The 25,920-nt window shown below is 35.1% G+C and carries 25 protein-coding genes and 2 tRNA genes; 11 read left to right on the forward strand and 16 right to left on the reverse strand.

Annotation, left to right across the window (positions count from 1 at the left end; genetic code table 11):
- Positions 1-117: 117 nt before the first annotated feature.
- From mutS to DR980_RS16505, 4 genes are all read left to right on the forward strand, one after another.
- Positions 118-2,724: a DNA mismatch repair protein MutS gene (gene mutS / locus DR980_RS07630; protein ID WP_167400547.1), complete on the forward strand. Its 2,607-nt coding sequence runs from the start codon at positions 118-120 to the stop codon at positions 2,722-2,724.
- A gap of 147 nt (positions 2,725-2,871) precedes the next feature.
- Positions 2,872-2,947: transfer RNA gene (locus DR980_RS07635), tRNA-Gly, on the forward strand.
- A gap of 12 nt (positions 2,948-2,959) precedes the next feature.
- A tRNA-Leu gene (locus DR980_RS07640) sits at positions 2,960-3,045 on the forward strand.
- Positions 3,046-3,175: 130 nt separating this feature from the next.
- Positions 3,176-3,523, forward strand: coding sequence for a YegP family protein (locus tag DR980_RS16505; protein WP_113634660.1), 348 nt, complete (start codon positions 3,176-3,178; stop codon positions 3,521-3,523).
- A 167-nt stretch (positions 3,524-3,690) separates the two neighbouring features.
- Here DR980_RS16505 and DR980_RS07650 read toward each other — a convergent pair whose 3' ends face one another.
- The 4 genes from DR980_RS07650 to DR980_RS07665 form a co-directional block, all read right to left on the reverse strand.
- Positions 3,691-3,924: a PG1828 family lipoprotein gene (locus tag DR980_RS07650; RefSeq protein ID WP_113634662.1), complete on the reverse strand. Its 234-nt coding sequence runs from the start codon at positions 3,922-3,924 to the stop codon at positions 3,691-3,693.
- Between the two features lie 205 nt (positions 3,925-4,129).
- Positions 4,130-6,292, reverse strand: coding sequence for a S46 family peptidase (locus DR980_RS07655; protein ID WP_113634665.1), 2,163 nt, complete (start codon positions 6,290-6,292; stop codon positions 4,130-4,132).
- Positions 6,293-6,315: 23 nt separating this feature from the next.
- A complete protein-coding gene (locus DR980_RS07660; protein ID WP_113634667.1) occupies positions 6,316-6,762 on the reverse strand; it encodes a GNAT family N-acetyltransferase in 447 nt (148 codons plus the stop codon).
- Entirely contained in the window at positions 6,755-7,990 is a 1,236-nt protein-coding gene (locus tag DR980_RS07665; protein WP_113634670.1) for a 3-deoxy-D-manno-octulosonic acid transferase, read from the reverse strand. Before DR980_RS07665 ends, DR980_RS07660 begins: the two co-directional genes overlap by 8 nt.
- A gap of 227 nt (positions 7,991-8,217) precedes the next feature.
- On the opposite strand from DR980_RS07665, the gene DR980_RS07670 reads away from it, so the two are divergent.
- The 4 genes from DR980_RS07670 to DR980_RS07685 all read left to right on the forward strand — a co-directional run bounded on the left by DR980_RS07670 (position 8,218) and on the right by DR980_RS07685 (position 10,939).
- Positions 8,218-9,348 carry a DegT/DnrJ/EryC1/StrS family aminotransferase gene (locus DR980_RS07670; RefSeq protein WP_113634673.1) on the forward strand — a complete coding sequence of 377 codons (1,131 nt, stop codon included), beginning with the start codon at positions 8,218-8,220 and terminating at the stop codon, positions 9,346-9,348.
- Positions 9,349-9,430: 82 nt separating this feature from the next.
- The gene (gene galE, locus DR980_RS07675; protein WP_113634675.1) at positions 9,431-10,444 is read left to right on the forward strand and encodes a UDP-glucose 4-epimerase GalE; all 1,014 of its coding nucleotides are present in this window, start codon (positions 9,431-9,433) and stop codon (positions 10,442-10,444) included.
- Between the two features lie 112 nt (positions 10,445-10,556).
- A complete protein-coding gene (locus DR980_RS07680) occupies positions 10,557-10,742 on the forward strand; it encodes a hypothetical protein (protein ID WP_113634677.1) in 186 nt (61 codons plus the stop codon).
- Positions 10,736-10,939, forward strand: coding sequence for a hypothetical protein (locus tag DR980_RS07685; RefSeq protein ID WP_113634679.1), 204 nt, complete (start codon positions 10,736-10,738; stop codon positions 10,937-10,939). Before DR980_RS07680 ends, DR980_RS07685 begins: the two co-directional genes overlap by 7 nt.
- Positions 10,940-11,133: 194 nt before the next feature.
- On the opposite strand, the gene fabD is transcribed toward DR980_RS07685, so the two are convergent.
- The 5 genes from fabD to DR980_RS07710 all read right to left on the reverse strand — a co-directional run bounded on the left by fabD (position 11,134) and on the right by DR980_RS07710 (position 16,057).
- A complete protein-coding gene (fabD, locus tag DR980_RS07690; protein ID WP_113634682.1) occupies positions 11,134-12,009 on the reverse strand; it encodes an ACP S-malonyltransferase in 876 nt (291 codons plus the stop codon).
- 204 nt (positions 12,010-12,213) lie between these two features.
- A complete protein-coding gene (locus DR980_RS07695) occupies positions 12,214-13,164 on the reverse strand; it encodes a bestrophin family protein (RefSeq protein ID WP_113634684.1) in 951 nt (316 codons plus the stop codon).
- Positions 13,165-13,203: 39 nt separating this feature from the next.
- The gene (locus tag DR980_RS07700; protein ID WP_113634687.1) at positions 13,204-13,911 is read right to left on the reverse strand and encodes a hypothetical protein; all 708 of its coding nucleotides are present in this window, start codon (positions 13,909-13,911) and stop codon (positions 13,204-13,206) included.
- Positions 13,912-13,991: 80 nt separating this feature from the next.
- Positions 13,992-15,266, reverse strand: a complete 1,275-nt coding sequence (locus DR980_RS07705) for a HAMP domain-containing sensor histidine kinase (RefSeq protein WP_244199277.1) — start codon at positions 15,264-15,266, stop codon at positions 13,992-13,994.
- Positions 15,267-15,382: 116 nt separating this feature from the next.
- Positions 15,383-16,057, reverse strand: coding sequence for a response regulator transcription factor (locus tag DR980_RS07710; RefSeq protein WP_113635045.1), 675 nt, complete (start codon positions 16,055-16,057; stop codon positions 15,383-15,385).
- 226 nt (positions 16,058-16,283) lie between these two features.
- On the opposite strand from DR980_RS07710, the gene DR980_RS07715 reads away from it, so the two are divergent.
- A complete protein-coding gene (locus tag DR980_RS07715) occupies positions 16,284-17,927 on the forward strand; it encodes a hypothetical protein (protein WP_113634691.1) in 1,644 nt (547 codons plus the stop codon).
- A gap of 38 nt (positions 17,928-17,965) precedes the next feature.
- Here DR980_RS07715 and DR980_RS07720 read toward each other — a convergent pair whose 3' ends face one another.
- Both DR980_RS07720 and DR980_RS07725 read right to left on the reverse strand, forming a co-directional pair.
- Entirely contained in the window at positions 17,966-18,283 is a 318-nt protein-coding gene (locus tag DR980_RS07720) for a DUF6370 family protein (protein ID WP_113634693.1), read from the reverse strand.
- Positions 18,284-18,321: 38 nt separating this feature from the next.
- Positions 18,322-18,684, reverse strand: a complete 363-nt coding sequence (locus DR980_RS07725; protein WP_113634695.1) for a DUF983 domain-containing protein — start codon at positions 18,682-18,684, stop codon at positions 18,322-18,324.
- A gap of 92 nt (positions 18,685-18,776) precedes the next feature.
- Here DR980_RS07725 and DR980_RS07730 point away from each other — a divergent pair, with 92 nt between their 5' ends.
- Positions 18,777-19,640: a helix-turn-helix domain-containing protein gene (locus DR980_RS07730; RefSeq protein WP_113634697.1), complete on the forward strand. Its 864-nt coding sequence runs from the start codon at positions 18,777-18,779 to the stop codon at positions 19,638-19,640.
- Positions 19,641-19,747: 107 nt separating this feature from the next.
- Here DR980_RS07730 and purT read toward each other — a convergent pair whose 3' ends face one another.
- The 5 genes from purT to DR980_RS07755 all read right to left on the reverse strand — a co-directional run bounded on the left by purT (position 19,748) and on the right by DR980_RS07755 (position 25,123).
- Entirely contained in the window at positions 19,748-20,908 is a 1,161-nt protein-coding gene (gene purT, locus DR980_RS07735; RefSeq protein WP_113634699.1) for a formate-dependent phosphoribosylglycinamide formyltransferase, read from the reverse strand.
- Between the two features lie 62 nt (positions 20,909-20,970).
- Complete coding sequence (locus DR980_RS07740) at positions 20,971-21,327, reverse strand: bleomycin resistance protein (RefSeq protein WP_113634701.1); 357 nt, start codon at positions 21,325-21,327, stop codon at positions 20,971-20,973.
- Between the two features lie 152 nt (positions 21,328-21,479).
- The gene (locus DR980_RS07745) at positions 21,480-22,451 is read right to left on the reverse strand and encodes a hypothetical protein (protein WP_091254448.1); all 972 of its coding nucleotides are present in this window, start codon (positions 22,449-22,451) and stop codon (positions 21,480-21,482) included.
- Positions 22,452-22,771: 320 nt separating this feature from the next.
- Entirely contained in the window at positions 22,772-23,959 is a 1,188-nt protein-coding gene (locus tag DR980_RS07750; protein WP_113634703.1) for a pyridoxal phosphate-dependent aminotransferase, read from the reverse strand.
- A 69-nt stretch (positions 23,960-24,028) separates the two neighbouring features.
- Positions 24,029-25,123: a fatty acid desaturase family protein gene (locus DR980_RS07755; protein ID WP_113634705.1), complete on the reverse strand. Its 1,095-nt coding sequence runs from the start codon at positions 25,121-25,123 to the stop codon at positions 24,029-24,031.
- 105 nt (positions 25,124-25,228) lie between these two features.
- Here DR980_RS07755 and rsmG point away from each other — a divergent pair, with 105 nt between their 5' ends.
- Complete coding sequence (rsmG, locus tag DR980_RS07760) at positions 25,229-25,858, forward strand: 16S rRNA (guanine(527)-N(7))-methyltransferase RsmG (protein WP_113634707.1); 630 nt, start codon at positions 25,229-25,231, stop codon at positions 25,856-25,858.
- Positions 25,859-25,920 lie beyond the last annotated feature (62 nt).

Here is a 25,920-nt window from a genome sequence, read left to right on the forward strand (position 1 = left end):
AATTTACGCCTTAATTTTTTCTTAAAAAAATAGTTTAATTTTTTGAAGAGACCGCATTTTTGTTTAAAAATCTATAAATTCGCCTAAATATTTTTTAATTTTTCAAACACAAAACCATTGGCATCTAAAGATAAAGTAGTTAAGGAAACACCGTTAATGAAACAATACAACGAGATAAAAAGGAAATATCCTGATGCGTGTTTGTTGTTTCGTGTGGGCGATTTTTATGAGACATTTGGTGAAGATGCTGTGCGTGCTTCTAAAATTTTAGGAATCGTGTTAACCAAGCGTGGAGCGGGTTCTGAGACAGAAACGGCGCTTGCCGGTTTTCCGCATCATTCTTTGAATACTTATTTGCCAAAATTAGTAAAAGCAGGACTTCGTGTAGCCATTTGTGATCAGCTTGAAGATCCTAAAATGACTAAAACTATCGTGAAACGCGGTGTTACTGAACTTGTAACTCCAGGAGTTTCAATGAATGACGAAGTGTTGCAGTCCAAAACAAATAATTTTTTGGCTTCCATTTATTTTACAAATAAATCTATAGGAATTTCCTTTCTGGATGTTTCCACCGGAGAGTTTTTGACGGCTCAAGGAAACGCCGAATATATTGACAAACTTTTGCAGAATTTTAATCCAAGTGAGGTTCTGATTCCAAAAAACAATAAAAATGATTTCCGGGAAATTTTCGGAGATGATTATCACAGTTTTTATTTGGAGGATTGGATTTATAAAGAAGATTACGCATTTGAAACACTGACTAAGCATTTTCAGACAATTTCTTTGAAAGGTTTTGGAATCGAAGAATTGAAAGAAGGAATCATCGCTTCGGGAGCCATTTTGTATTATTTGTCCGAAACACAACACAATAAGGTGCAGCATATAACAGCAATTCAACGTATTGCCGAGGATGCTTATGTCTGGATGGACCGTTTTACGATTCGTAATCTGGAATTGTACCACAGTTATAATCCAAATGCGGTCACGCTGCTGGATGTTATTGATAAAACGCTTTCGCCAATGGGTGGTCGTTTACTGAAACGTTGGTTGGCATTGCCGTTGAAAGACAGTCATAAAATTCAAGGTCGGCACCAAGTGGTTTCTTATTTAAAAGAAAACCAAAGTGTTCTAAAAAATATACAAAATCAAATCAAGCAAATTTCTGATTTGGAGCGTTTGATTTCGAAAATAGCTGCCGGAAAAGTATCGCCTCGCGAGGTGGTTTATTTGAAGGAATCATTAGATGCGATTATTCCAATAAAAACTCTGGCGTTAGAAAGTCCGCAAGAAGCTGTAAAAGTAATTGGTGACAGTTTGCACAGTTGTGAATTGTTGCGTGAAAAAATCAAAACGGTTTTAAATCAAGATGCGCCTGTGGCTATTGCCAAAGGAAATGCGATTGCCAAAGGAATTAATGCTGAATTAGATGAGTTACGGGCAATATCTACTTCTGGAAAAGAATTTTTGGAAGGAATTGAAAAACGGGAATCACAATTAACGGGAATTTCTTCGTTGAAAATTTCTTTTAATAACGTTTTTGGATATTATATTGAAGTAAGAAATATGCACAAGGATAAAGTTCCAACTGAATGGATTCGAAAGCAGACTTTAGTTAACGCAGAACGATATATTACGGAGGAATTAAAAGAATATGAAACAAAAATACTTGGTGCCGAAGAAAAAATTCACAAAATAGAAGTAGAATTATTTGAACAATTGGTGAGCTGGATTGCTACGTATATAAAACCGGTTCAAATGAATGCTAATCTTGTGGCGCAACTGGATTGTTTGTGTTCTTTCACGCAATTAGCTATCGAGAATAAATATGTGTGTCCGGAGCTAGACGAAACATACGAATTGGAAATCAAAAACGGAAGACATCCTGTTATCGAAAAGCAATTGCAGGTTGGGATGCCTTATATTGCCAATGATGTTTTCTTGGATAGAGAAACCCAGCAGCTGATTATGATTACGGGTCCGAATATGTCCGGAAAATCAGCTATTTTACGTCAAACAGCTTTGATTGTGCTTTTGTGCCAAATGGGAAGTTTCGTGCCTGCGGATAGCGTGAGAATGGGAATTGTAGATAAGATATTTACCAGAGTAGGAGCGAGTGATAATATTTCGATGGGTGAGTCTACTTTTATGGTCGAAATGAATGAAACGGCTTCTATCTTGAATAACATTTCTGACAGGAGTTTAGTGCTTTTAGACGAAATTGGAAGAGGAACGAGCACCTATGACGGGATTTCAATCGCATGGGCAATTGCAGAATTTTTACACGAGCATCCTTCACAACCTAAGACCTTGTTTGCAACGCATTATCACGAGTTGAATGAAATGAGCGAATCATTGCCTAGAATTCAAAATTATAATGTGGCTGTCAAAGAATTGAAAGATACCGTACTTTTTATTCGAAAATTGGTAAAAGGAGGAAGTGCGCATAGTTTTGGAATACATGTGGCAAAAATGGCCGGAATGCCTCAAATCGTAATTTTGAAAGCACAGAAGCTTTTGAAAAAATTAGAAAAGAATCATTCGAGCGATGCGCTGAACGGAATTAAAGCCGCTAAGGACGAGATGCAAATGAGTTTCTTTAATCTGGATGATCCTTTGTTGGAGGAAATCAAAGAAGAGATCTTAAATCTGGACATCAATACCATTACGCCTATGGAAGCGCTGATGAAACTCAATGAAATTAAAAGAATGTTGACCAGAAAATAATTTTATTTATTTTAATCTTTAGGTTATCAGAAGATTAACTTTTGCACATGATTTTTTTATATAAAAGGCTTGTGTAATTCAATAAATGTCTTAAATTTGCATCCGCAATACAGAACAAGTATTGCAGTTCTTTTAAGAATTGATAATGCGAAAATAGCTCAGTTGGTAGAGCGCGACCTTGCCAAGGTCGAGGTCGCGGGTTCGAGCCCCGTTTTTCGCTCCAACACCACATAATGCTCGGATGGTGAAATTGGTAGACACGCTGGACTTAAAATCCAGTGAACAGCAATGTTCGTGCGGGTTCAAGTCCCGCTCTGAGTACTAAAAAAGCTTCAAACTATGTTTGGAGCTTTTTTTATTTATAGGAATTTGTAACTCAAAATAAAATGATTTTTCAGCAATGAATTCTAAGTTCGATGTTTGGAATCTGAAATCTACAATCTAAAATTTAATGGGAGCTTTTGTAATTAGTAAAAGATATAACGACGAATATAAATTTGTATTTACATCCAGGAAGGGGAAAGTTGTTTTTACGAGTCTGAGTTATGAACTCAAGTTTGAATGCGAAGAAGATATCGAAAGGTTTAAAACGAATATTCAGTCAGCTAATTTTTTGAAATTTAAATCTTCTAGTGGGAAGTTTTATTTCAAATTGATGCTTGGGGATAATCATTTTGCAACAAGTAGAAAGTACACTACTTCCTTGCGTTTGCAGAAGGGAATAGACGAAATTGTGCGATATGGTTCTGTATCTGAAATATTAGATTTCTCAGTCAATGATTTTGTTTTCATCGATTGAGTTTTTTCGATCGAATTCAAAAAAAAGAAGAGCGTCTTGGTAATTACCAAGGCGCTCTTCTTTTTTTTGCTTTTATAAGGCCGTTTCTTATTGAAGAAACTTTTACAAATTAAAAAAGCCATCTCGCAGAGCGGATGGCTTTAAAATTTTTAGAATTTGAGTTCTAATTATTTTTTTACTTCTGCAGCAGCGTCAGTAGCAACTTCAGCAGCATCAGTAGCAGCAGCAGCAGCAGAATCAACAACTTGTGCAGCAGAATCAACTACCATAGCAGCAGAATCAACTACCATAGCAGCAGAATCAACAGCAGTTGCAGAATCCTCAGCAGGAGCGTCAGCTTTTTTACATGATACAACAGTTAATACAGCAACAGCAGCTAAACTTAAAAATACTTTTTTCATCTTAATTTAATATAAAAGGTTAATTATTAATTCGTGGCAAAGATATAAATTTTTTAATATGTAAAATATTTTTTTATTTTTTTTTTAAAAAATATTATTTTTTGTCAACGCTGGAACAAGTTACAATTATTATGCCAGTTTAAGCAATTGATTAAGAAATGTTTAATAACATTTGATTAGTCTTGTTTTCTGGCTATTTTTGTTTTTATTTTTTCTTTTTCAGCGGTTTACTTTTCTTTGGATGCACTAGTTTTAATTCACTGATTAAGTTTTTTGCACCTGCATATTTATCCATAATGAACAATACGTAGCGGATATCTACCATGATATTTCTGCAAATACTTGGATCGTAATAAATATCACTCATAGTTCCTTCCCAAACTCTGTCAAAATTCAGTCCTATTAAGTTCCCGTTAGCGTCAATTGCCGGACTTCCTGAATTACCTCCTGTAGTGTGATTTGTACCAATAAAACATACGGGCATTTTTCCATTTTCGCCGTAAGGACCGTAATCCTTTGTTTTGTATAAATCGATCAATTTAGCAGGAACATCAAATTCATAGTCTCCCGGAATGTATTTTTCCATCACACCGTCTAAATACGTCACTGGTGAGTACACAGTAGCATCTTTAGGCTCATATCCTTTTACTTTTCCGTATGTTACACGTAAAGTGCTGTTAGCATCTGGAAAAATGCGGCTTTCCGTATTTAATTCTAATTGCGCTTTCATGTACGTGCGTTGCAACGCAGTAATCGTTAAGTTCAGTTCGTCGTATTTTGGTGCAACTTCTTTAGAATATTTGTCGGCTAATTCTTTTACAAGTAAGAAGCCGGGATCATTATTTAAATTTGCCAAAACAGTACGGGCATCACCGGATAATAATTGTTTCAAACCGGCGTAATTTTTCAGTTGAGATTTAGTATAAACTTCCGAAGCCAGATTTTTAGCATTCACATTCACCAAGCCTTTTGGTAAAAATTGTTTTGGAGATTTCGTCGCGTATAATTCAATTAACTGCTCAAAAACTTTTTCGTCAACAGTTGCATTGAAATTCTTGTAAAAATCAGCCAGTCCTGCTATTAAATTATTTTTTCGATCATTGAAAGACTGTTCTCCTTTACTTTTGTAAACTTCTTCCAATTGGTATAATTTATAACCCGTACTTAGTAATTCAGTATTACGCAGAACAATTTCCGTAAAATAATCTCTTGCTACAGCGTAAGGTGCAATTTCCGTGTAGTTTTTGTCAAAGTCAGCCAAGAGTGTTCCGTATTCTTTTTCTTTGCCTGCTTTTACAATTTTTTGCTGGAACTCTTTTTCAGATTCTTTTTTTACGGCAACCGCATTTGATTTTTTTAATCCTTGCGTTTCTCCAATCCATTTTTTCCAATAATTGGCAATACTTGCATATTTTGAAGCGTACTGAATTTTGATGGCGTTGTCTTTTCGCATAAAACCATCGGCAACTTTCAAAGCTTTGTCTCTGATTTCGATTTTTGCAGGATTCAGTTCGTTTACAATTTGCTCAATCGCAACAGAAGGTAAATATTCGTTTGTTTTTCCTGGGTAACCAAAAACCAATGTGAAGTCATCTTCGGCTACGCCATCCAATGAAATAGGCAAGAAATGTTTAGGTGTATAAGGCACGTTGTCTTTTGAATAGGCAGCCGGGCGATTATTTTTGTCAGCATAGATTCTGAACAATGAAAAATCTCCAGTATGACGTGGCCAAACCCAGTTGTCAGTATCAGAACCAAATTTCCCGATTGAGGAAGGCGGAGCTCCAACTAAACGAACATCTGTAAAGGTTTCCGTTACAAAAAGGATGTATTGATTGCCTTCGAAAAAAGTACGGATTTTATTTTCCTGCCAATTTTCCTTTGGCAACGATTTAGACAATGCCGTAATGTTCTCTTGAATTTTCTTTTGTTTTGCGGCTTCGCTGGTAAGAGTTGCAGTACCTTCCAGAACAGCTGTTGTTACATCTTCAATTTTTACCATAAAAGTAACTGTCAAACCTTCGTTTGGTAATTCATCTTCCATTTTGTAGGCCCAAAAACCATCCGTCAGGTAATCATGATCAACTGTTGAATGCGATTGAATTTGTGAAAATCCACAATGATGATTGGTCAGGATCAGTCCCTTTGGAGAAATAACTTCTGAGGTACAACCTCCGTTAAAATGTGGAACCGCATCTTTCATGCTCGACTGATTCACGTCATAAATGTCTTGTACGGACATTTTCATGCCAAGGTTTTTCATTTCGGTTTCATTCATTCCTTTCAGCAGCGAAGGAATCCACATGCCGCCTTGCTGAGCTTGCGTCTGAATGACAAATAATAATAAGAATAATTTTAAAAATTTCATGGTATTAAATTTAGAGTGTAATTTTATTTGATTTTGTATTGCATCAATTGCCTTTTGTGCGATTCAAAACCGTTTGCAAGATACAATTTTTGTGCTTTTTTATTGTGCGGTTCTACTTCCAGATAAATCAGTTTTAAAGATAGCTTATGACTTTCGGTTTTAATAAATGTAATGGCTTCGTTGCCAATTCCTTTTCCACGAGCTTTTTCGGTTACGTACAATTCATCTAAAAAAGCAATTTTTCCCTGGTATTCAAAACTAAAAACGAATGTCAAAATAATATAGCCAACAATTTCATTATCAGAAAAAATGAGCCAAGCTTTTCCCAGATTTTCATTGGAAATAAATTCTTGAAACAAGGCTTTAGAAACATCAATTGAAATGGGATAATTATCGATGGCATAAAATTCCTCCATCATGGAGACGACGGTTTCTATATCGGAAAGTGTTAGGATTTTAAATTCAATCATTCAAAATATGTTTTAAAATGATGGCAGTGGCGCCTTTATTCATTTGTACGAAAGTGCTGCACATGTGTCCTTTTTCATTTCGGATGTCGTCATTTTGTATTAGGTTTTCTAGAGCTTCGTTCAATTCTTTTTGATTGTTAACTGAAACACAGGCTTCCATATTGACCAGCGCAATTGCTTCTGCAAAATGCGAATAGTTGGGTCCAATAAGGATTGGAACGCCAAAAGTTGCCGGTTCTAATACATTGTGAACTCCGGGATTCCCGAAACCGCCGCCCACATAAGCAATATCTGCATAACTATATATTTTTGTCAAAATTCCAATAGTGTCAATAATGAAAACATTGAAATCAGCCAATTGCTTTCCTTCTTTTTGAGAGAATAAAATAGTTTTCTTGGTGATGCTGTTTTTTAATTGTTGAATTTGTTCGTCCTTAATATTATGTGGCGCAATTATAAACTTGACATCAAAAGTATTCGAATTAATAAAATTCACTACTAAATCTTCATCTTTTGGCCATGAACTTCCCACGACAATAGTGAGTTTATTGTCTTTAAAATCAAAAATAAAATCCAGTGAATTGTCTTTTTCTAAAATTGTGGCCACTCGGTCAAAACGGGTGTCACCAGAAACGGCAACATTAGTTTTCCCTAATTGCTGCAGTAGCTTTTTAGAAGTTTCATTTTGAACAAAAAAGTACGTGAACGCATCCAGCGCGTTTCTGTAAAAACCACCGTACCATTTGAAAAACAGTTGATTTGGTCTAAGAATCCCAGAAATTAAATAGGTTTTGGTATTTGATTTTTTGAGCTCGGCTAAATAATTGGGCCAGTATTCGTATTTAATAAAAAACACCAAATCCGGATGAACAAGTTGTAGAAATTGTTGTGCATTTTTCTTGGTATCCAAAGGTAAATAAACCGTAACATCAGCAACAGTATTGTTTTTACGAACCTCATAACCCGAAGGAGAGAAAAAAGTAACCACGATTTTGTGCGAAGGAAATTTATCCTTTATCTTTTCAATCACCGGTAAACCTTGCTCGTATTCGCCCAAAGAAGCGGCATGAAACCAAATGGTTTTGTCAGTAGCTTTTATTTTTTGTTCCAAAACAGGAAAAACTACTTTCCTGCCATCCACAAAAAGTTTCATTTTTGGACTGAAAAGCGCCATGATTTTTAATAAAAAACCAGCAAAATGAACGATTAAGTTATATAATGAAAGCATCATTTAAATTTTTGGGCTAAAATACGTTTTCTTTATTTTAATTTCTTCCACAGTAATATTTAAATTTTGGTTTGGGGATCTCTCTTTTTATTTCATTTTAATATTATCTTTTTTCCTCTTGGTTGCATTGGTTTCAATTCATAAATAACTATTTTTGTTCTTCGTTTTAAGAAAGTATTTACTGTATTAAAAAACGGTATTCTTTCGAACATTAAACAAAAATTGCAATGAAAAAAATCCAAATGGTTGACTTAAAAAGTCAATATGAAAAAATAAAAGATACCGTTAATATTTCCATTCAGGAAGTTTTAGACACTAATACCTATATTAATGGACCTCAAGTTCATCAATTTCAAAAATCATTAGAAGAATATCTTGACGTAAAACACGTAATTCCTTGTGCAAATGGAACTGATGCGTTGCAAATTGCGATGATGGGACTTGATTTAAAACCCGGCGATGAGGTAATCACTGCCGATTTTACTTTTGCTGCGACAGTGGAGGTGATTGCTTTATTGCAACTGACACCCGTTTTAGTAGATGTGGATTTGTTCAACATGAATATTTCTATTGAAGGAATCAAAAAAGCGATTACGCCAAAAACAAAAGCAATTGTTCCTGTACATTTGTTTGGTCGTGCCGCTAATATGGAAGCAATTATGGCTATCGCCAAAGAATATAACTTATATGTAATTGAAGATAATGCGCAAGCGATTGGTGCCAACTGTAAATTTTCGGATGGGACTAAAAAGAAAGCGGGAACGATTGGACATGTAGGAGCGACTTCGTTTTTTCCTTCTAAAAATCTTGGCTGTTATGGAGATGGAGGAGCAATTTTTACGAATGATGATGCATTGGCGCACAAACTTCGCGGAATTGTAAATCACGGGATGTACGAGCGATACCACCATGATGTTGTAGGTGTAAATTCCCGATTAGACAGTATTCAAGCAGCGGTTTTGAACGCTAAGTTACCTTTATTAGATGAATATGGAAGAGCCAGACAAGATGCAGCAAGAAAATATTCAGCAGCTTTTGAAGGGCATAAAAATATCGTTGCGCCAAGTATTTGTGATATTTGCGACTGTCACGTTTTTCATCAATATACGTTGCGAATCATTGATGCTGACAGGAACGGTTTGATGCAGCATTTATTAGACAAAGGAATTCCTTGTGCTATTTATTACCCAATTCCGTTGCATTCGCAAAAAGCATACGCTGATTCTCGTTACAAAGAAGAAGATTTTCCAGTAACCAATCAGTTAGTGACGGAAGTACTTTCATTGCCAATGCACACCGAATTAGATGACGAGCAAATTAAGTTTATAACAGATTCTGTTTTAGAATATTTAGGATAATTTAAGTAGAGACGCGATGTATCGCGTCTTTTTTATAAACGATAAGACGCAATAAGTCGCGTTTTTACACAAAAAAGAAATCATGAAAATATTAGTCACAGGAGGTTTGGGTTTCATAGGATCTCATACCGTAGTAGAATTACAAAACGAAGGTTATGAAGTTATCGTTGTAGATAATTTATCAAATACTTCCTTGAGTGTTTTGGACGGAATTCAGAATATTACGGGTAAAGTTCCAGCTTTTGAAAAATTAGATTTGCGCGAAAAAGACAAAGTACAGGATTTTTTCAAAAGGCATCATGATATTTCAGGTGTTATTCATTTTGCTGCTTCGAAAGCAGTGGGCGAAAGTGTTGAAAATCCGTTGTTATATTATGAAAATAATATAAATGCCTTAGTTTATGTTTTGCAGGAATTACAGCAAAAACCTGAGGCTAACTTTATTTTTAGTTCTTCTTGTACGGTTTATGGTCAAGCCGAAACCATGCCGATAACTGAAAATGCTTCGATTAAAACTGCGATGTCTCCTTATGGAAACACAAAACAAATAGGAGAAGAAATCATCACTGATACTGCCAAAGTTACTAATATCAATTCTATTTTATTGCGTTATTTTAATCCAATTGGGGCGCATGCTTCCACTGAAATTGGAGAATTACCTATTGGAGTTCCTCAGAATTTAGTGCCGTTTATTACACAAACTGGTTTTGGATTGCGTAAAGAACTTTCGGTTTATGGAGACGATTATCCAACTCCAGATGGAACGGCAGTTCGCGATTATATTCACGTAGTAGATTTGGCGAAAGCCCATGTAATTGCTTTGCAACGCTTATTGAACAAAAAAAATACGGAAAAAGTAGAAACCTTTAATTTGGGAACCGGAACCGGAAGTTCTGTTTTGGAAGTCATCCATACTTTCGAAAAAGTAAGTGGTAAAAAATTGCCTTATAAAATTGTAGGACGCAGAGAAGGCGATATAACTTCGGCTTACGCAAATACAGATAAAGCGAACGATGTTTTAGGATGGAAAGCGCAATCTACGCTCGAACAAGCCATGGCAAGCGCTTGGAAATGGGAACAGAAAATCAGGAGTTAGTAATTAGCTTTTAGTTCATTGTAAAAATAGAATTCCGAATTATCACAATGATAATTCGGGATTTTTTCGTTTAAGTAATTAGTTGTAAATTCGTTAGATAAAGAAATGAATCATGGATGCTGAAAAAAAGAAATCTGAAAATACTAAAGCCGAAGAGCCTTCGGTAGATTACGAAACTTCAAAAATTAATTTCAAAGGGATTGATAGAGCCACTTTTAATTTTGATGAAGAAGTAAAAAAAGGGTATACTCCGGAAGAAGCTAAAGCTGAATCTATTAGAAGGATTAGAGGATGGTGAGGAAAATAAAAATTGTTTTCACGCCACACGTAATTGATTTTTTGGATGACTTAGTTCGTCTTTTGTACAAAAAAGAATATTTTAGTTACGAAGAAAATGCAAAACGTTATGTTGACAAAATTGTAGGTTTTATTATCTTGGAAATAAATAGTTTACCGCATAAACCAACTCTACAAAAGCTCCGCTATTTAGGTTAATATTACATTTTCTACAAAGCGAATAATCGAACTACTAGGTACATTTTTTTTGAAAGACAGGATTTCGTAATTATAGTAACCGGAATCATAAATAATCATTGTGAAGAGGCGATCGAACTATGATTTTTAAAGTAAAAATCCCCACAAACATAAGTTTATGAGGATTCTATTTTAAAACTTTGACTAATTATTAATTACGCATTTGCAGTCACCGCTTCTTTATCAATTTTTCCAATCAATCCGGCTAATACTTTTCCAGGACCTACTTCAGTAAATAAAGTGGCTCCGTCTTTGATCATTTGTTGTACCGATTGTGTCCATTTTACCGGAGCAGTCAATTGAATGATTAAGTTTTTCTTGATTTCAGCTGGGTCAGAAACTGCACTAGCCGTTACATTTTGGTATACTGGACATATAGGAGTTGTGAACGTCGTTGCTTCAATAGCTGCAGCTAGTTCTTCACGTGCCGGCTCCATCATTGGAGAGTGAAAAGCACCACCAACAGGTAATAATAAAGCACGTTTTGCACCTGCAGCTTTCATTGCTTCACACGCTTTTTCTACTGCTGATGTTTCTCCAGAAATCACTAATTGTCCGGGGCAGTTGTAATTTGCAGCTACAACAATTCCGTCAATAGAAGCGCAAACTTCTTCAACAATGTTGTCAGCCAATCCTAAAACGGCTGCCATAGTCGATGGTTTTATTTCGCAGGCTTTTTGCATTGCCAAAGCTCTTTGTGAAACTAATTTTAATCCGTCTTCAAAGGATAAAGCTCCGTTCGCGACTAAAGATGAGAATTCACCTAATGAATGTCCTGCTACCATTTCTGGTTTGAAATCTTCACCTAATGTTTTTGCTAAAATCACCGAATGCAAGAAAACGGCCGGTTGCGTTACTTTAGTTTCTTTCAATTCTTCGGCAGTTCCTTCAAACATGATGTCTGTGATGCGGAAACCTAAAATTTCATTGGCTTTTTCGAATAATTCTTTTGCAAGAGCAGAATTTTCATATAAGTCTTTACCCATTCCTGTGAATTGTGCGCCTTGACCTGGAAATACGTATGCTTTCATGTGTCTAATTTAAAGATTGAAAAAATGTATAGATTGAAAAATGAATTTCAATCGGGATGCAAAAATACTATTTTTTACGGTATTTGAAACTATCGCTTTAAGTCGTTTTGCTATCCAAAATGAACGTTCGGTTTTTAAACAAACATTTAATATAAAAAAAATCCACCCCAATTAATGGAGTGGATTGGCACTGAAATCAAAATACTAAAGAACGAAATACGTGTTCTTTAACGGTTGAATCGGTTGATTTGCTGTTTGATATGAATAATATTCTTCTTCAAACTCATCTCTATATTCGTTGACCATTTGCATAAGGTTTTTTTCAATTGTATTCGAAATAGCGCTTACAGGAGTGTCTGTAGGTCTGTTTTCAAACGGGTCCTGCAAATGAATAGCCATTTTTTCGATTAGGAAAAAAGCGGCAGCAATGGTTGTTACCAGTGGGATTTGAAGCCAGCCAATGTTATTTATCAAGCCAAAAGGCAGTAGAATTATAAACAAACAAAGCGCAAACCTAATATACATGCTGTAAGTTGTTGGGAAAATGGTGTTTTTTATACGCTCACATTTACCCATAGCATCACACAATCGCGATATTGTATTGTCGATTTCTACCTGTTGGTAAACGTTAATTTTATTGGTATTAAGTGCTTTTTTTAAATCTTTGGCATGCAATAATAAAATGGCATTGGGAACATGTTTGTGTTTTTTTACAAAACGCAATTCATCTTCATCCAGTAAACCTTTTATTGGTTTTAAAGGATCTTTTTCTCGGAGTGATTGTCCAAGACTGTAGCACCAAGCTGCTTGTCTTTTGGCAAATTTTTCTTTAAAATCGTTTGCCTGAACAGAAAAATCTGGATCATCATAAAAAATAATGATCTGGCGCAATAGCGTTCTGGAATCGTTGACAATAGAACCCCAAATTATTCTTGCTTCCCACCAGCGGTCATACGCTTGGTTCGATTTGAATGCCAGTAGTAGTGAAATAATGGTTCCAATAATAGTAGGAATCGCAATAGGAATATTGATTGCTATAGTCTCGAAGAAATAATGAAACATTTGAAAGGAAATACAAAACACAATGACTAATGTCAATTCGGTTTTTATTTTACCCAACACATATTTCATTGGAATTTTTTTATTTAATAACATATACTTTGGATTAAAATTTTAAACAATCATTTGATTTTCCTAGTAAATCTCTTCGTATAATGAAAGAACTGGTAATCCCAGTAACTCGTTGAGTGCTGCTTTTTCTTTCTTTAATAGTTTTAATTTTTTTGGTTTTCTGGTTTCAATCAATATGTTGATGTTGTTTTTAGATATTGTATCGCTCAAAAAAGGTTGGCTTTCGTTCGTTTCGCTTTCACTCACAATTTTCAAAGAAAAAAGTGTATTCACATAAGCTTGCAAATCTTCTGCATGAAGGTGTGAATCTGAATTTTTAAGGTATAAAGCTTGGCTGAATATGTCTTGGTCAAAGTTTGCGCTGGTGTGCAGAATCGGACATTTGCTGTTAGAAATAATTTGGATGCAAAAAGAATTGATTTTCTTTTTTGAAGATTTAAAAGAAGGAGTTATAATGGTTAAACCAATGTTGAAATGGCTTACTAAATTTTTAAAAACCGGTGAAGAAATTCCGTATTGATGGTGGATTTTTAAGTTGCAATTTTTACTTTCAGAGATGATTTGGCGACACACATCCAAAACATTTTCTTGGGTTGAGTTTAAGCCTGTATTGATATTTCGCAATAAACTGGCAGAGGAAAACGTGTCAGGAATATCTGCAAGTAACATTAATGTGATCTGACACTGGTTGCCATTTGCAGAATTTATAGCTGTTTTTACAGCATTGATTGTGTCGTTTTGTAATGTCGATGGGATAAGAATATTTTTCATATGTAGCAGATTTGATTTCTTTATACATACAAAATAACAGTTCCCAGTTTAGAAAAACCTTAAATTAAAATTAGAATATTCTAAGAATTAACATTAGAATTTTTAATGTTGACCGTGTTGAAAGTAATATTTACGATTGTCCCTTTGTCAGGTTCAGATTGTATTTGAAGTTCTCCGTTGTGCATCCTAATTATTTTCATGGCTAGCGGAAGTCCCAAACCATAACCATTGTATTTTGATGCTTTTTTGCCTCGAAAGAAAGGCTCATAAAGATGCGGAATATCTTCTGCTGGAATACCAATTCCAATATCAGTAATTGATATTTTTATTGTCGAATTGTTTACGGACAAAGTAACAAAGACCGTTTCATTATCAGAATATTTGACTCCATTAGCAATGATATTATTCAACGAAAGTTCCAATAAAGATTTGTTACATGGGATTTCAAGCAAGCTTGGGTCACTTGGAATTTTCTGGATCTTAATCGTTACTCTGTTATTGGGATAAATTTTGTCAATATCTGATTTTACATCCATTAGAAGTTCATCAATCCGGACAATATCTAATAATTGTTTTTTGCCGTCATAACCGGTTTGTGTCAGTTTCAGAAGACTTTCTGTAAGATCGCCAAGTCGGGATGCCTGACTGTGAATGTTTTCTAAAGATGCAATGTAATCCGCAACATTTCTTTCTTTCAAAAGCATGATTTCTGCTTCAGCAATGATGGTTGTCACGGGAGTTTTTAGTTCGTGAGAAGCATTATTGATAAAATTTGCCTGAATTTCGAAGGAGGTTTCTAGTCGGTCCAGCATATTGTTAAAAGTCTTTGTCAAATCGCCAATTTCATCCGAACTTTTAGTCTCAGGAAGTCGGTTGTGAAGATTTGATGCGCTAATTATTTTAACTTCATCCGTAATTCTCGCTACTGGATTGATCACTCTTCTGGCCAAAAATCTACCAAGAAAATACGCCAATAATATAAAAGCCAGCCCTCCAAAAAACAGAATTTGTATGATATAAATGCTGCTGACATTTCCTCTGCGGTCTATTGCAGTAATGATTACAATATATTTTTGATTGGATTCTGTAAAAGTTTGGGCATAAAAATAGCGGTTGCTGTTTTCTATCCAATTAGAACCATTGGCCATTACTTTCGAATAAAAATCAGCTGGTAAATCAAGATCGGTGTTATATTCAAAGGTGTTTTTTCCACTGACTTTTAGCACATAATTGTTTTCATCAATCAGTTCTTCGAGTCCATTGGCTTTAAATTCTTTGAAATAACGGGTTTTTACAGGGTCATTTTGATAATGAATCGACGCTACAATTTTAGCCCGATCTTGTAATCTTTTCAAAAAATGATATTGGTTATTTTGTTTGAACAAGAAAAAAACCACCAAACTTAGTAAAAGTGTGCTGAGGGTAGAAAGCGCAATGTAGGTAAAGGTAATTTTTTTCTTAATCTGCATTTTTATAGTTTCAATACATAGCCTAAACCTTTCATGGTATGAATTAGTTTAGTTTCGTATGGTTTGTCAATTTTTTTTCTCAAATAGTTAATGTAAACATCAATCACATTGGTGTTCATCTCAAAATTAATATCCCAAACATTGTCTAATAGTTGCTCACGGGATAAAATTGTCTCAGAGTTAATGGCCAGATAATATAAAAGTTTAAATTCTTTGGCCGTCAGTACAATGGTGTCTCCATTTCTGGATACGGATTTTGTTTTCGAATTAATTTGAAGATCAGCAATAGTGATAATTTCATTCGGTTTTTGTATTTGACCTGCTCGTCTGGAAAGTGCGTTGACCCTTGCGTCAAGTTCCAGAAATTTAAAGGGTTTTAATAGATAATCATCGGCTCCGGAATTCAATCCGTTGATTATATTTTCAGTACTTCCCAAAGCGGTTAACAGCAAAATGGGCACAAAGTTTTTCGCTGCTCGTAAACGTCTGCAAATTTCAATTCCATTAATATCAGGCAACATCACATCTAATACCACCACATCAAAATTATGATTCGAAAGTAAATCTAATGCTGTTGTACCATCAAGTGCAACACTTACTTCGTGATTTTTTTCTGAAAATCCTTTGCGGATAATTGACGAAAGATTAGGCTCGTCTTCAACTATTAATAACTTCATTAACATTATGATTTTCACAAATCTAATGATTAAACTTTTATTTTTTTTCGAAAAAACCAACGCTAAACCAATATTAACAAAACCTTATAAATAGTTGAAAGTTTTATTTTTAGCTTTTTTGATCAAAATCAGAACAATCTTTTGGTCTTCAATATTAATTTATTACGACTTTTTTCTGTAACATTTTTCGTTTTATGTTTACTAATGAAGTATATAAAACAGCGTTATGAAAAAGATATTCTCCATTGTTTTCTTGTTCCTTTTTGGGTTTTTATTGTTTTATGGCAACCTTCCGGTAATCAATTATGGTTTTACGGGTTTTGCCTTTATTTTGTTGGTTTTAGTGATTCTAGCCATTGTGTTTTCTCTTGGATTGACAGTCTCGCAGCAAACAAAACAGGTCAAGATTGTCTCAAAACCTAACAAGATTTTATTTGTTTTGGCAGGAGTGCTTTTGGTGTATTGTATCGCGCTTCCTTTTTTAACCAGCCTAAAAATGTTCCGAAGCGATTCGTATCAAAAATTAATTGGCGAGGTTAAAAACGGTCAAAAAATCACCAATCACATTGCGCCAATTTCAATTGATAAAATCCGTGTGGTCGATGAGGAACTAGCGCATCTTTTGGGAGAGAAAATTTTAGGTTCACAACCAGCCTTGGGAAGTCAAGTAGAATTAGGTAATTTTTGCATCCAAAAAGTGAATAACAACTTGTACTGGGTTGCGCCTTTATTGCATTCGGGTTTTTTAAAATGGTTTAACAACCAAGAAGGAACTGCTGGATATGTTATGGTTTCTGCAACCAACGAACGCGATGTAAAATTAGTTCAGAATGTAGGAGGGAAGGATATTAAAATTAAGTACCAGCAAGGCGCCTATTTTCAAAGCGATATTCACAGACACGTTTATTTTAACGGAAATGCTACGGTTGGTCTGGCTGATTTTAGTTTTGAGATTGATGATGCTGGAAATCCGTTTTGGATTGTTACAAAATATGGTAAAAAAATTGGTTTCTCCGGAAAAGAAGCGACAGGAGTTATTGTGGTTGATGCGCAATCTGGTGTTATAAATGAATATTCAATTGCTAAAACGCCAAAATGGGTGGACCGAATTCAGCCTTTGGATTTCATAGAGGATCAGTTAAATGATTGGGGAGAATACGTTCATGGATATTGGAATTTTTCTAATCAGGATAAACTTCAAATTACCGAAGGAATGACATTGGTTTACGGAAAAGATAATAAATCGTATTGGTATACCGGATTGACTTCCGTGGGGAAAGAAGAGTCTGCCGTAGGTTTTGTTTTGGTGGATACCAGAACCAAAGAAACAACCTTTTATAAACAAGGAGGCGCAACAGAATTTGCGGCTCAAAGCTCTGCACAAGGGAAAGTTCAGGAAAAAGGATACAAGGCTTCATTGCCTATTCCGTACAATATTAATAATATCCCCACCTATGTGATGACGCTGAAAGATGACGGCGGCTTGGTTAAAATGTTTGCGATGGTTGCCATTTCAGATTATACGATTGTGGGAGTGGGTAATACGATGCGAGAAACCTTGACTTCGTTTAAAAACGTCTATAATATGGCGGATAATAAAATAAATCCGAATAGTGTTTCCAATAAAAAATCGCTGAAATCAGTGGTAACCCGAATTCAAAATGATGTAAAAAACGGGAATAGCTTCTATTATTTTAAAGTCAAAGATTATCCTAATATTTTTGTGGGTTCATCCCAAATATCTAATCAATTGCCGGTGACAATGGTGGGTGATAGTGTCACAATTTCTTTTGATGTAGACTTGGAAGAAGTGATTGATATCTCGAGTTTTGAGAATAGTAATCTCAAATTGAGTATGAAATCGAATTAATGACAAAGGGCTTAAAGAATTTTCTTTAAGCCCTATTTTTATTTATTTGGCAGTAATTTGAATGAGGTGACTTTGAATTTATTGTCAACCACTTTACCAACCACTTCCGCTTTTCTTATTGCTGAGCAAAAACCATCACTGGCATGCGCATCACCATGGGAGTCGATGGAACTTCCATCAACAAAATAAGATTTACCGTCAATGCGAACGGCTAACTCACAACCGTGACCTTCCATCCCAAACTGACATTGTCCGCATGAAGCTTCAACAATTTGAGGTTTTGGTTCTTCTTTTTTATCCTGAGCGCTTGCAAGTGTTGCAGAGAACAAAATAGCTAAGTATAGTATCTTTTTCATAAATGATTAAATTTTACTTTAGCTAAGATACAGGTTTTTTACATCGAATAATTTTTAAACATGTAAATCCACAATAATCTAGAAAGACGAATATTGATGGAAGCCATTGCAATAATCACAACGGCAATGATTGGAATGATTCGTAAATCGAAAGTTTCTTTAAAGAAGAATTGGGCAATAACATAGGTTGCAATTCCTTGCGCAACTGTTAAACCATAATTTACATACATGGCTCCAAAAAAGTAACCAGGTTCTTTTTCGAATTTATAGTTGCAATGAGAACAATATTCATTCATTTTAGGGAACCCAAAATTGAGAAATATACTTTTTTCATTGAAAACTTTGCCTTTAAGACAATGAGGGCAATCATTATTCAAGATGTGTACTATAGAATTTGACATCGTAATTATTTTTGTCAAAGGTATTTCTTATTCATGTCATGGATGTTTTCTATATTCGCTAATTATAGCACAATAAAGACATTGATAGTAAAATGAAAAAATATCCTATTTATAACATTCAGCGGTTTAACTGTCATTCAGTGAATAGTGATTTGTATATTAATACATTTAAAAATCACCTAATCGACCATAGTTTTGTTGAAGAACCGCACCGACATAATTCGTATGTGTTGGTTTTTTTTACCAAAGGTTCGGGGATACATGAAATCGATTTTGATGTATTTACGATTCATCCTGGAAGTATGTTTTTTTTGCAACCCGGACAAATGCACCACTGGAATTTATCCGATGATGTGGAAGGATTCGTAATTTTTTATTCGCAGGAAATGTATAATCTTTATTTTGGACAAAAAACAATCGCCGACTATTCATTCTATTCTTCGGTGGACAATAAACCGGAAATGGTTTTTGATGTATCCGAATTAAAAGCGATTCTGCCTTATTTTGAAAGTCTGATTGTAGAAACACAATCGAATCAGCTTTTAAAGCAAGATAAAATAATGAATTTGTTGGATATTATTCACATTGAAATTGCCAGAAAATATAGTGAAATACATTTGCACGAAGCACATTCGTATAATGTGAAAATTAAAAATTTTGAAGTGCTTTTAGAGCAAAATTTTAAAACAGAAAAGGCGCCTTTTTTCTACGCTTCACAACTCAATATTACTTTGAAACACTTGAACAGGATTTGCAATGAAATGTTGCAAAGAACCACAACTGAAGTGATTACAGCTAGAATTATCCTTGAAGCGAAACGCATGCTGATGGATAAAAAGTTTACTGTCAATGAAATTGCAACGGAATTAGGCTTTGATGATTATTCGTATTTCACCCGATTGTTCAAGAAACATACGGGAATGACTCCGACAGATTTTCGTATTTCTAAAAAGTAATGGGGGGATCAATCTCGTTTCCTTAAGACGTTTGTCAAGTCGAGCGCAGTCGAGACTCAACGCTTAGTCTCGACTGCGCTCGACTTGACAATACTATCGATAGTAAATTACGAATGCACGGTAACCAAACTGGCTGCTTTTTTCGCTTTTTCTACCACTTCTTCAATTGGAGTTTCTAAAGTATCATTGACTAAAGCCACAGCCATTCTTCTATACGGTCTTGAAGTTGGTTTACCAAAGATTCTGAAATCCGTTTTTGGTAAGGAAGCAATTTTTTCTATTCCTGTAAAACTTGGATTTTCTGAGTTTTCCGAAGCTAAAATTACAGCGCTCGCTCCCGATTTTTCTAATGTAATTTCGAAAATAGGCAGACTCAAAATCGCTCTTAAATGCAATTCGAATTCGTTGAAGTTTTGCGTTCCAGCCAAAGTTACCATTCCGGTATCATGTGGACGAGGCGATAATTCCGAGAAATAAACGCCATCATCAGCCAGGAAAAATTCGACTCCAAAAAGTCCAGCGCCACCCAAAGATTCGGTTACTTTTTCGGCCATGTCTTGCGCTTCGTATAAATCCTTGTCGGATATTCTGGCGGGTTGCCAGCTTTCCTGATAATCGCCACGTTCTTGACGGTGACCAATAGGCGCACAGAAAAGTGTTGGATTATTATTTTGAACCACGGTTAATAAAGTAATCTCTGAATTGAACTTGACAAATGCTTCTACAATTACTTCTACCACATCGCCACGGGAACCTTCCACGGCATAACTCCATGCTTTTTCGATATCCGCTTGGATTTTTATGGTTGATTGTCCTTTTCCGGACGAAGACATTAAAGGTTTTACCACGCAGGGCATTCCAACGGCTTCAACTCCTTTTTGCAATTCCTCGGCAGTGGTGGCGTAGCGATACTTGGCGGTTTTTAAACCTAATTCTTTGGATGCTAAATCCCGAATTGCTTTCCTATTCATCGTGAAGTTTGCCGCTTTCGCAGAAGGAACTACGGTGATTCCTTGCTTCTCGTAATCATAAAAACGCTCGGTTCTGATGGCTTCGATTTCAGGAACGATGAAATCAGGTTGGTGTTTGGCTACGATTTTGTCTAAAGCATCTCCGTCCAGCATATTGATGACTTCAAAATCATGGGCAACTTGCATTGCCGGAGCATTTTCGTAACTGTCCACCGCGATTACGGTTTGTCCGATACGTTGTGCCGCGATTGTAAATTCTTTTCCTAATTCGCCTGAGCCTAGCAATAGTATTTTCATTTTTTTGAAGTCTTAATTAGAATGTAAAAATACTAAATTGCTTTTTTATGACTGCCCATTCGCTATAAACTTTGCCCGAAAGTCAATAGATTATGATCCGGATCCAATATCGAAAATTCTTTTTGCCCCCAAGGTTTAATTTCCAGAGGACCATTGGGATGAATGGCAACGCCGTTGTTCAAGAAGTTGCTGTAAACAGTTTCAATATCCTGAACCCGAATGTAAACTCCTGAGTAATTTTCAACAGCATTAATGGTTGCAAATTCAAAAAAATGAATTTCAATGCTGTCTTTTTGCACCATCAAATATCCGTCAAAGTCGGCATTACCCCATTCTTGAAAACCCAATTGGTTGATATAGAAATCCCTTGTGATTGCTTTGTTACGCATAGGTAACTTTGGGTTGATGGCAGTGAGCATGATGGTTTGGGTTTAGATTATTGATATTAATTTGGTTATTTTTTATGGACGCGGAAAGAGTTGCTGCCAATCTTATACAAAAAATTTGAGTAAATTGTTATCTTGATTTGAATGAAATTAAGTGAACTAGAATACTGTTGAAGCCATTTGCACTATACTTCGTTTACTGGTATGTATTTTTCTATGCAATAATTTTCTACTTCTGTGTCGTTTACAAAATAATTATCGCAAAATTCGTCAAGCTCTTTTTCAACGCCAGTGACGTATTTTTCGTTTGCGGTCATTAATTTTTCTGTTTGTTCAATAAATCTTTCAAACTCTTTGTTCATTTTGCAAAGTTTATCAATAGTCTTAAAGTCTAAGTCACGAAAAATTGAGGGGTAAAGGACTTTGCTTTGATATGGATTTGCATTCAGCTGAATTATTCCAATTCCAAATGATTGATTTAATCTTGCCATTTCTTCATTTAAACTATCACTAAATTCAAATGCTACTAAATATCCATAGTTAGCCCAACTTGAATTTGAAACGGCTTGAAAAAAAGCTTTTTTTAGTTCGCTGTCACTATTGATTTCTCTCTTTAACTCGTATGAACTTAGTTTAAAAGTATCAATACGATTTATGGATTTTAGAAAATTTTGACTTGCTTTTGTCTGTAAATTTAAAAATTTGATTCCAACCATATCAGGATGTGTCCAAATTTGATTGTTGTCTTTTCCATTTGATTGTTCATGAAAAATGGTCTTAGAGTAAGTGTCTGTATTTTTTAAATAACTACTTAAAAGTTTATGCAGATCTCTTTCGTCATAAGTTTTTGACTTATTAATCTTGATGGGTTTTGCACTTTGATTATCGGTATCACCACTTAAAATTTCAATCCCAATATTTTGTTCGTTTTTTGTCAAATAGTACGAATATGTCCCTCCATTTTGCTTAATTCGTTTTACTCTGGTGTCACCATTACGTATAAAGTCGCCAAGAATTGCTGAAATTGTTGAGCTAGGAGTTTTTGCACCACCAAAGTCATAATAATTTTTGTCAACAATATGATTGAGAACCGCTAAGTAATTGGTAATGTTATTAATATCTTCTAAACTTTTTAATACGGCTTCTTTTAATGTCATTTTCTAATTATTTTACTTTCTTTCCAAATATATTAATTTTTTCTTACAAATATCGATTGTTCTTGAGTGGTTTGTTAATAGAGTGACAGCTGGCGAACATTCCTTACTGGATTAGCATAATTAGGATTTTGGCAGGGTTTGCGTGAGGGATAGCAGCGGAAATCCTTTATGTTTTTCTTTAAAAATATAAAGATTGAAGCGGAAAGCCCGACCCTTGTGGTCACGCCCAAAAACAACAAAACCCCAAGAATATCTTGAGGCTTTGATGGTATTGTAAGTTGGATTTTTGAGTTTCTAACTTTCGATTTTATGAGATTTGACTATAGTGCCAAAGCATCTTTGATTCTTTTTAATGCTTCTTTCAAGATCTCGTCGCTGGTTGCGTAAGAGAAACGGATACAGTCTGGGTTACCAAAAGCGTCACCTGTTACCGTTGCTACGTTAGCTTCGGCCAAAAGGTACATTGATAAATCCATTGCATTTTTGATTTCGGTTCCTTTCAATGTTTTTCCAAAGAAAGAAGAAATGTCCGGGAATACGTAAAATGCTCCTTCTGGAACGTTGATTTTTACTCCTGGAATCTCTTTTAATAATCCTACCACTAAATCTCTACGGCTATGGAAAGCGTCAACCATGTGTTTTAATACAGATGGATCAGCATCTACAGCAGTAATGGTAGCGCGTTGTGCGATAGAATTTGCTCCTGAGGTTACTTGACCTTGAATTTTTGTACATGCTTTAGCGATGAATTCTGGTGCGCCAATATAACCAATTCTCCATCCTGTCATGGCGAAAGCTTTAGCAACTCCATTTACGGTAATTGTTCTTTCTAACATTCCTGGGATAGATGCGATACTGCAAAAAGTCCCTGAGAAATTGATGTGCTCATAGATTTCATCAGCAACTATATATACGTGTGGGTATTTTTCTAACACTTTGGCTAATGCCGTTAATTCTTCTCTGTTATAAACAGATCCGCTTGGATTACAAGGAGAACTGAACCACATCATTTTTGTTTTAGGTGTGATTGCCGCTTCTAATTGTTCTGGTGTGATTTTGAAATCAGTATCTACAGATGTAGGAACTTCTACAGGAACTCCACCAGATAATTTTACGATTTCGAAATAAGAAACCCAATAAGGTGCCGGTAAAATTACCTCGTCACCATCGTTTAGCATTACTTGCGCAATGTTGTATAAGGATTGTTTTGCTCCTGTTGAAACTACAATTTGAGATGGTTTGTAGTCTAAATCATTGTCTCTTTTGAATTTTCTGCAGATGGCTTCTTTTAATTCAGCATATCCTTCTACTGGAGAATAAGTACTGTAATTTTCATCAATCGCTTTTTTCGCTGCTTCTTTGATGAAGTCAGGTGTATTAAAGTCAGGTTCGCCTAAACTTAAACTGATAATGTCTTTTCCTTGTGCTTTTAATTCTCTGGCCAAAGCAGCCATTGCTAGTGTTTGTGATGTTGCTAGATTGTTAATTCTATCGGATAATGGATTCATTGTAATAGGTTGTAGTTAGTTTATTAATTAGTAGAGATGCATCGCAGTGCATCTCTAGGTGTTATATGACTATGTAAGTTCCGGTTTCATTCCCAGCTCTTTCAAATGCTTGAAATGAGCAATAACGGCACTTCGCATTGTTTTGTATTCGTAATACGGCAAGTTGCATTCTTGAGCCGTTTCTTTTACGATGCTAGCAATTTTACCATAATGCACGTGGCTGATATTTGGAAAAATATGGTGCTCGATTTGATGATTCAATCCGCCGGTGTACCAGTTTACGATTTTGTTTTTTGGAGCAAAATTAGTAGTGGTAAACAATTGGTGTATCGCCCAAGTATTGTCCATTTCTCCTAATTCATTTGGTGATGGATTTGTTGTTTCTTCCACAACGTGTGCCAATTGGAACACAACACTTAGGATTAAACCAGCTGTGTAATGCATCACGAAGAAACCGATTAATACTTTCCACCACGTGATTCCTATTACGATAGGTAACACAATCCAGATAGAAACATAAATTACTTTTGTGATAATTAATGTTGTCCAAAGTATTTTTGGGCTTTTCGCTTCTCCGTACGATAATTTTCTTTTCAAGTAGCTTCTCATCTGTTTGAAATCAGTTGTGATAGCCCAGTTGAATGTTAGTAATCCGTATAAGAATACCGAATAATATTGTTGAAAACGGTGAAAGTTATACCATTTTGCTTCTTTAGTAAAACGGATAACACGTCCTGCATCTAAATCCTCATCATGTCCAGGAATGTTTGTGTAGGTGTGGTGTAAAACATTGTGTTGCACTTGCCAGTTGTATACATTTCCTGCCAAAACATAAATAGTTCCGCCCATGAATTTGTTAACCCAGGTTTTGTTAGAATACGAACCATGATTTCCATCGTGCATCACATTCATTCCAACTCCGGCCATTCCAATTCCCATAACGATTGTTAATAGAAGATGTGCCCAAAATGGCATACCAAGTGTCAGAATTAAAAAATAAGGCGCAAGAAAAACTGAAAAGAGAATTATAGTTTTTAAATATAGTTTCCAATTACCGGTTTTTTGGATGTTGTTTTCTTTGAAGTAATTGTTAACCCGTGAGTTAAGTGTTCTAAAAAACTTTAGGCTATCTTGCTTAGCAAATGTTGGCGCATTATTATTCATATATTTTCAATAAAGTTCAAAGGTAATTATTATAAATTTTTCGATATACAAAATTGAGATAAATATTTTAACTGTAAAGTATTACTTTTGTTAAAAAAATAATAGATGGACGAGATTCTTAAGTATTTTCCTAATTTAACTGATATTCAGAAAGAACAGTTTGAAAAGCTGGATTTTTTATACCATGATTGGAATGAAAAAATCAATGTTATTTCGAGAAAAGATATAGATGCTTTGTACACCAAACATATATTGCACTCGTTGGGAATTGCCAAAATTATAAATTTTGAACCGGGTACTTATGTGCTGGATGTTGGTACAGGTGGCGGTTTTCCTGGTATTCCGTTGGCGATTCTTTTTCCAGAAACACGTTTTTATTTGATTGATATCATTGCCAAAAAAATAAAAGTAGTGCAGGCTGTTGCCGAAGGGTTAGAATTGAAAAATGTAAAAGCCGAGCAAATGCGTGCCGAAAATGTAAAAGGAGATTTCGATTTTATCGTGAGTCGTGCCGTTACAAATATGCCGGATTTTGTTTCTTGGGTAAAAACCAAAATCAAAAAGAACAACAAACACGAATTGAAAAACGGAATTCTTTATTTAAAAGGAGGAGATTTAACTGAAGAATTGAAGGATTTCCCAAAAGCTACGGAATACAATCTAGTTGATTTCTTTGAAGATGAATTCTTTGAAACTAAGAAAGTGGTGCATTTGCCGTTGAAGTATACAGTATAAAGTCATTGCGAGGGACGAAGCAATCACAGTTGTTGCTCTAGTTATGCGATTGCCTCGTACCT

The sequence above is a fragment of the Flavobacterium psychrolimnae genome (genome assembly GCF_003312425.1).
Lineage (GTDB): Bacteria > Bacteroidota > Bacteroidia > Flavobacteriales > Flavobacteriaceae > Flavobacterium > Flavobacterium psychrolimnae.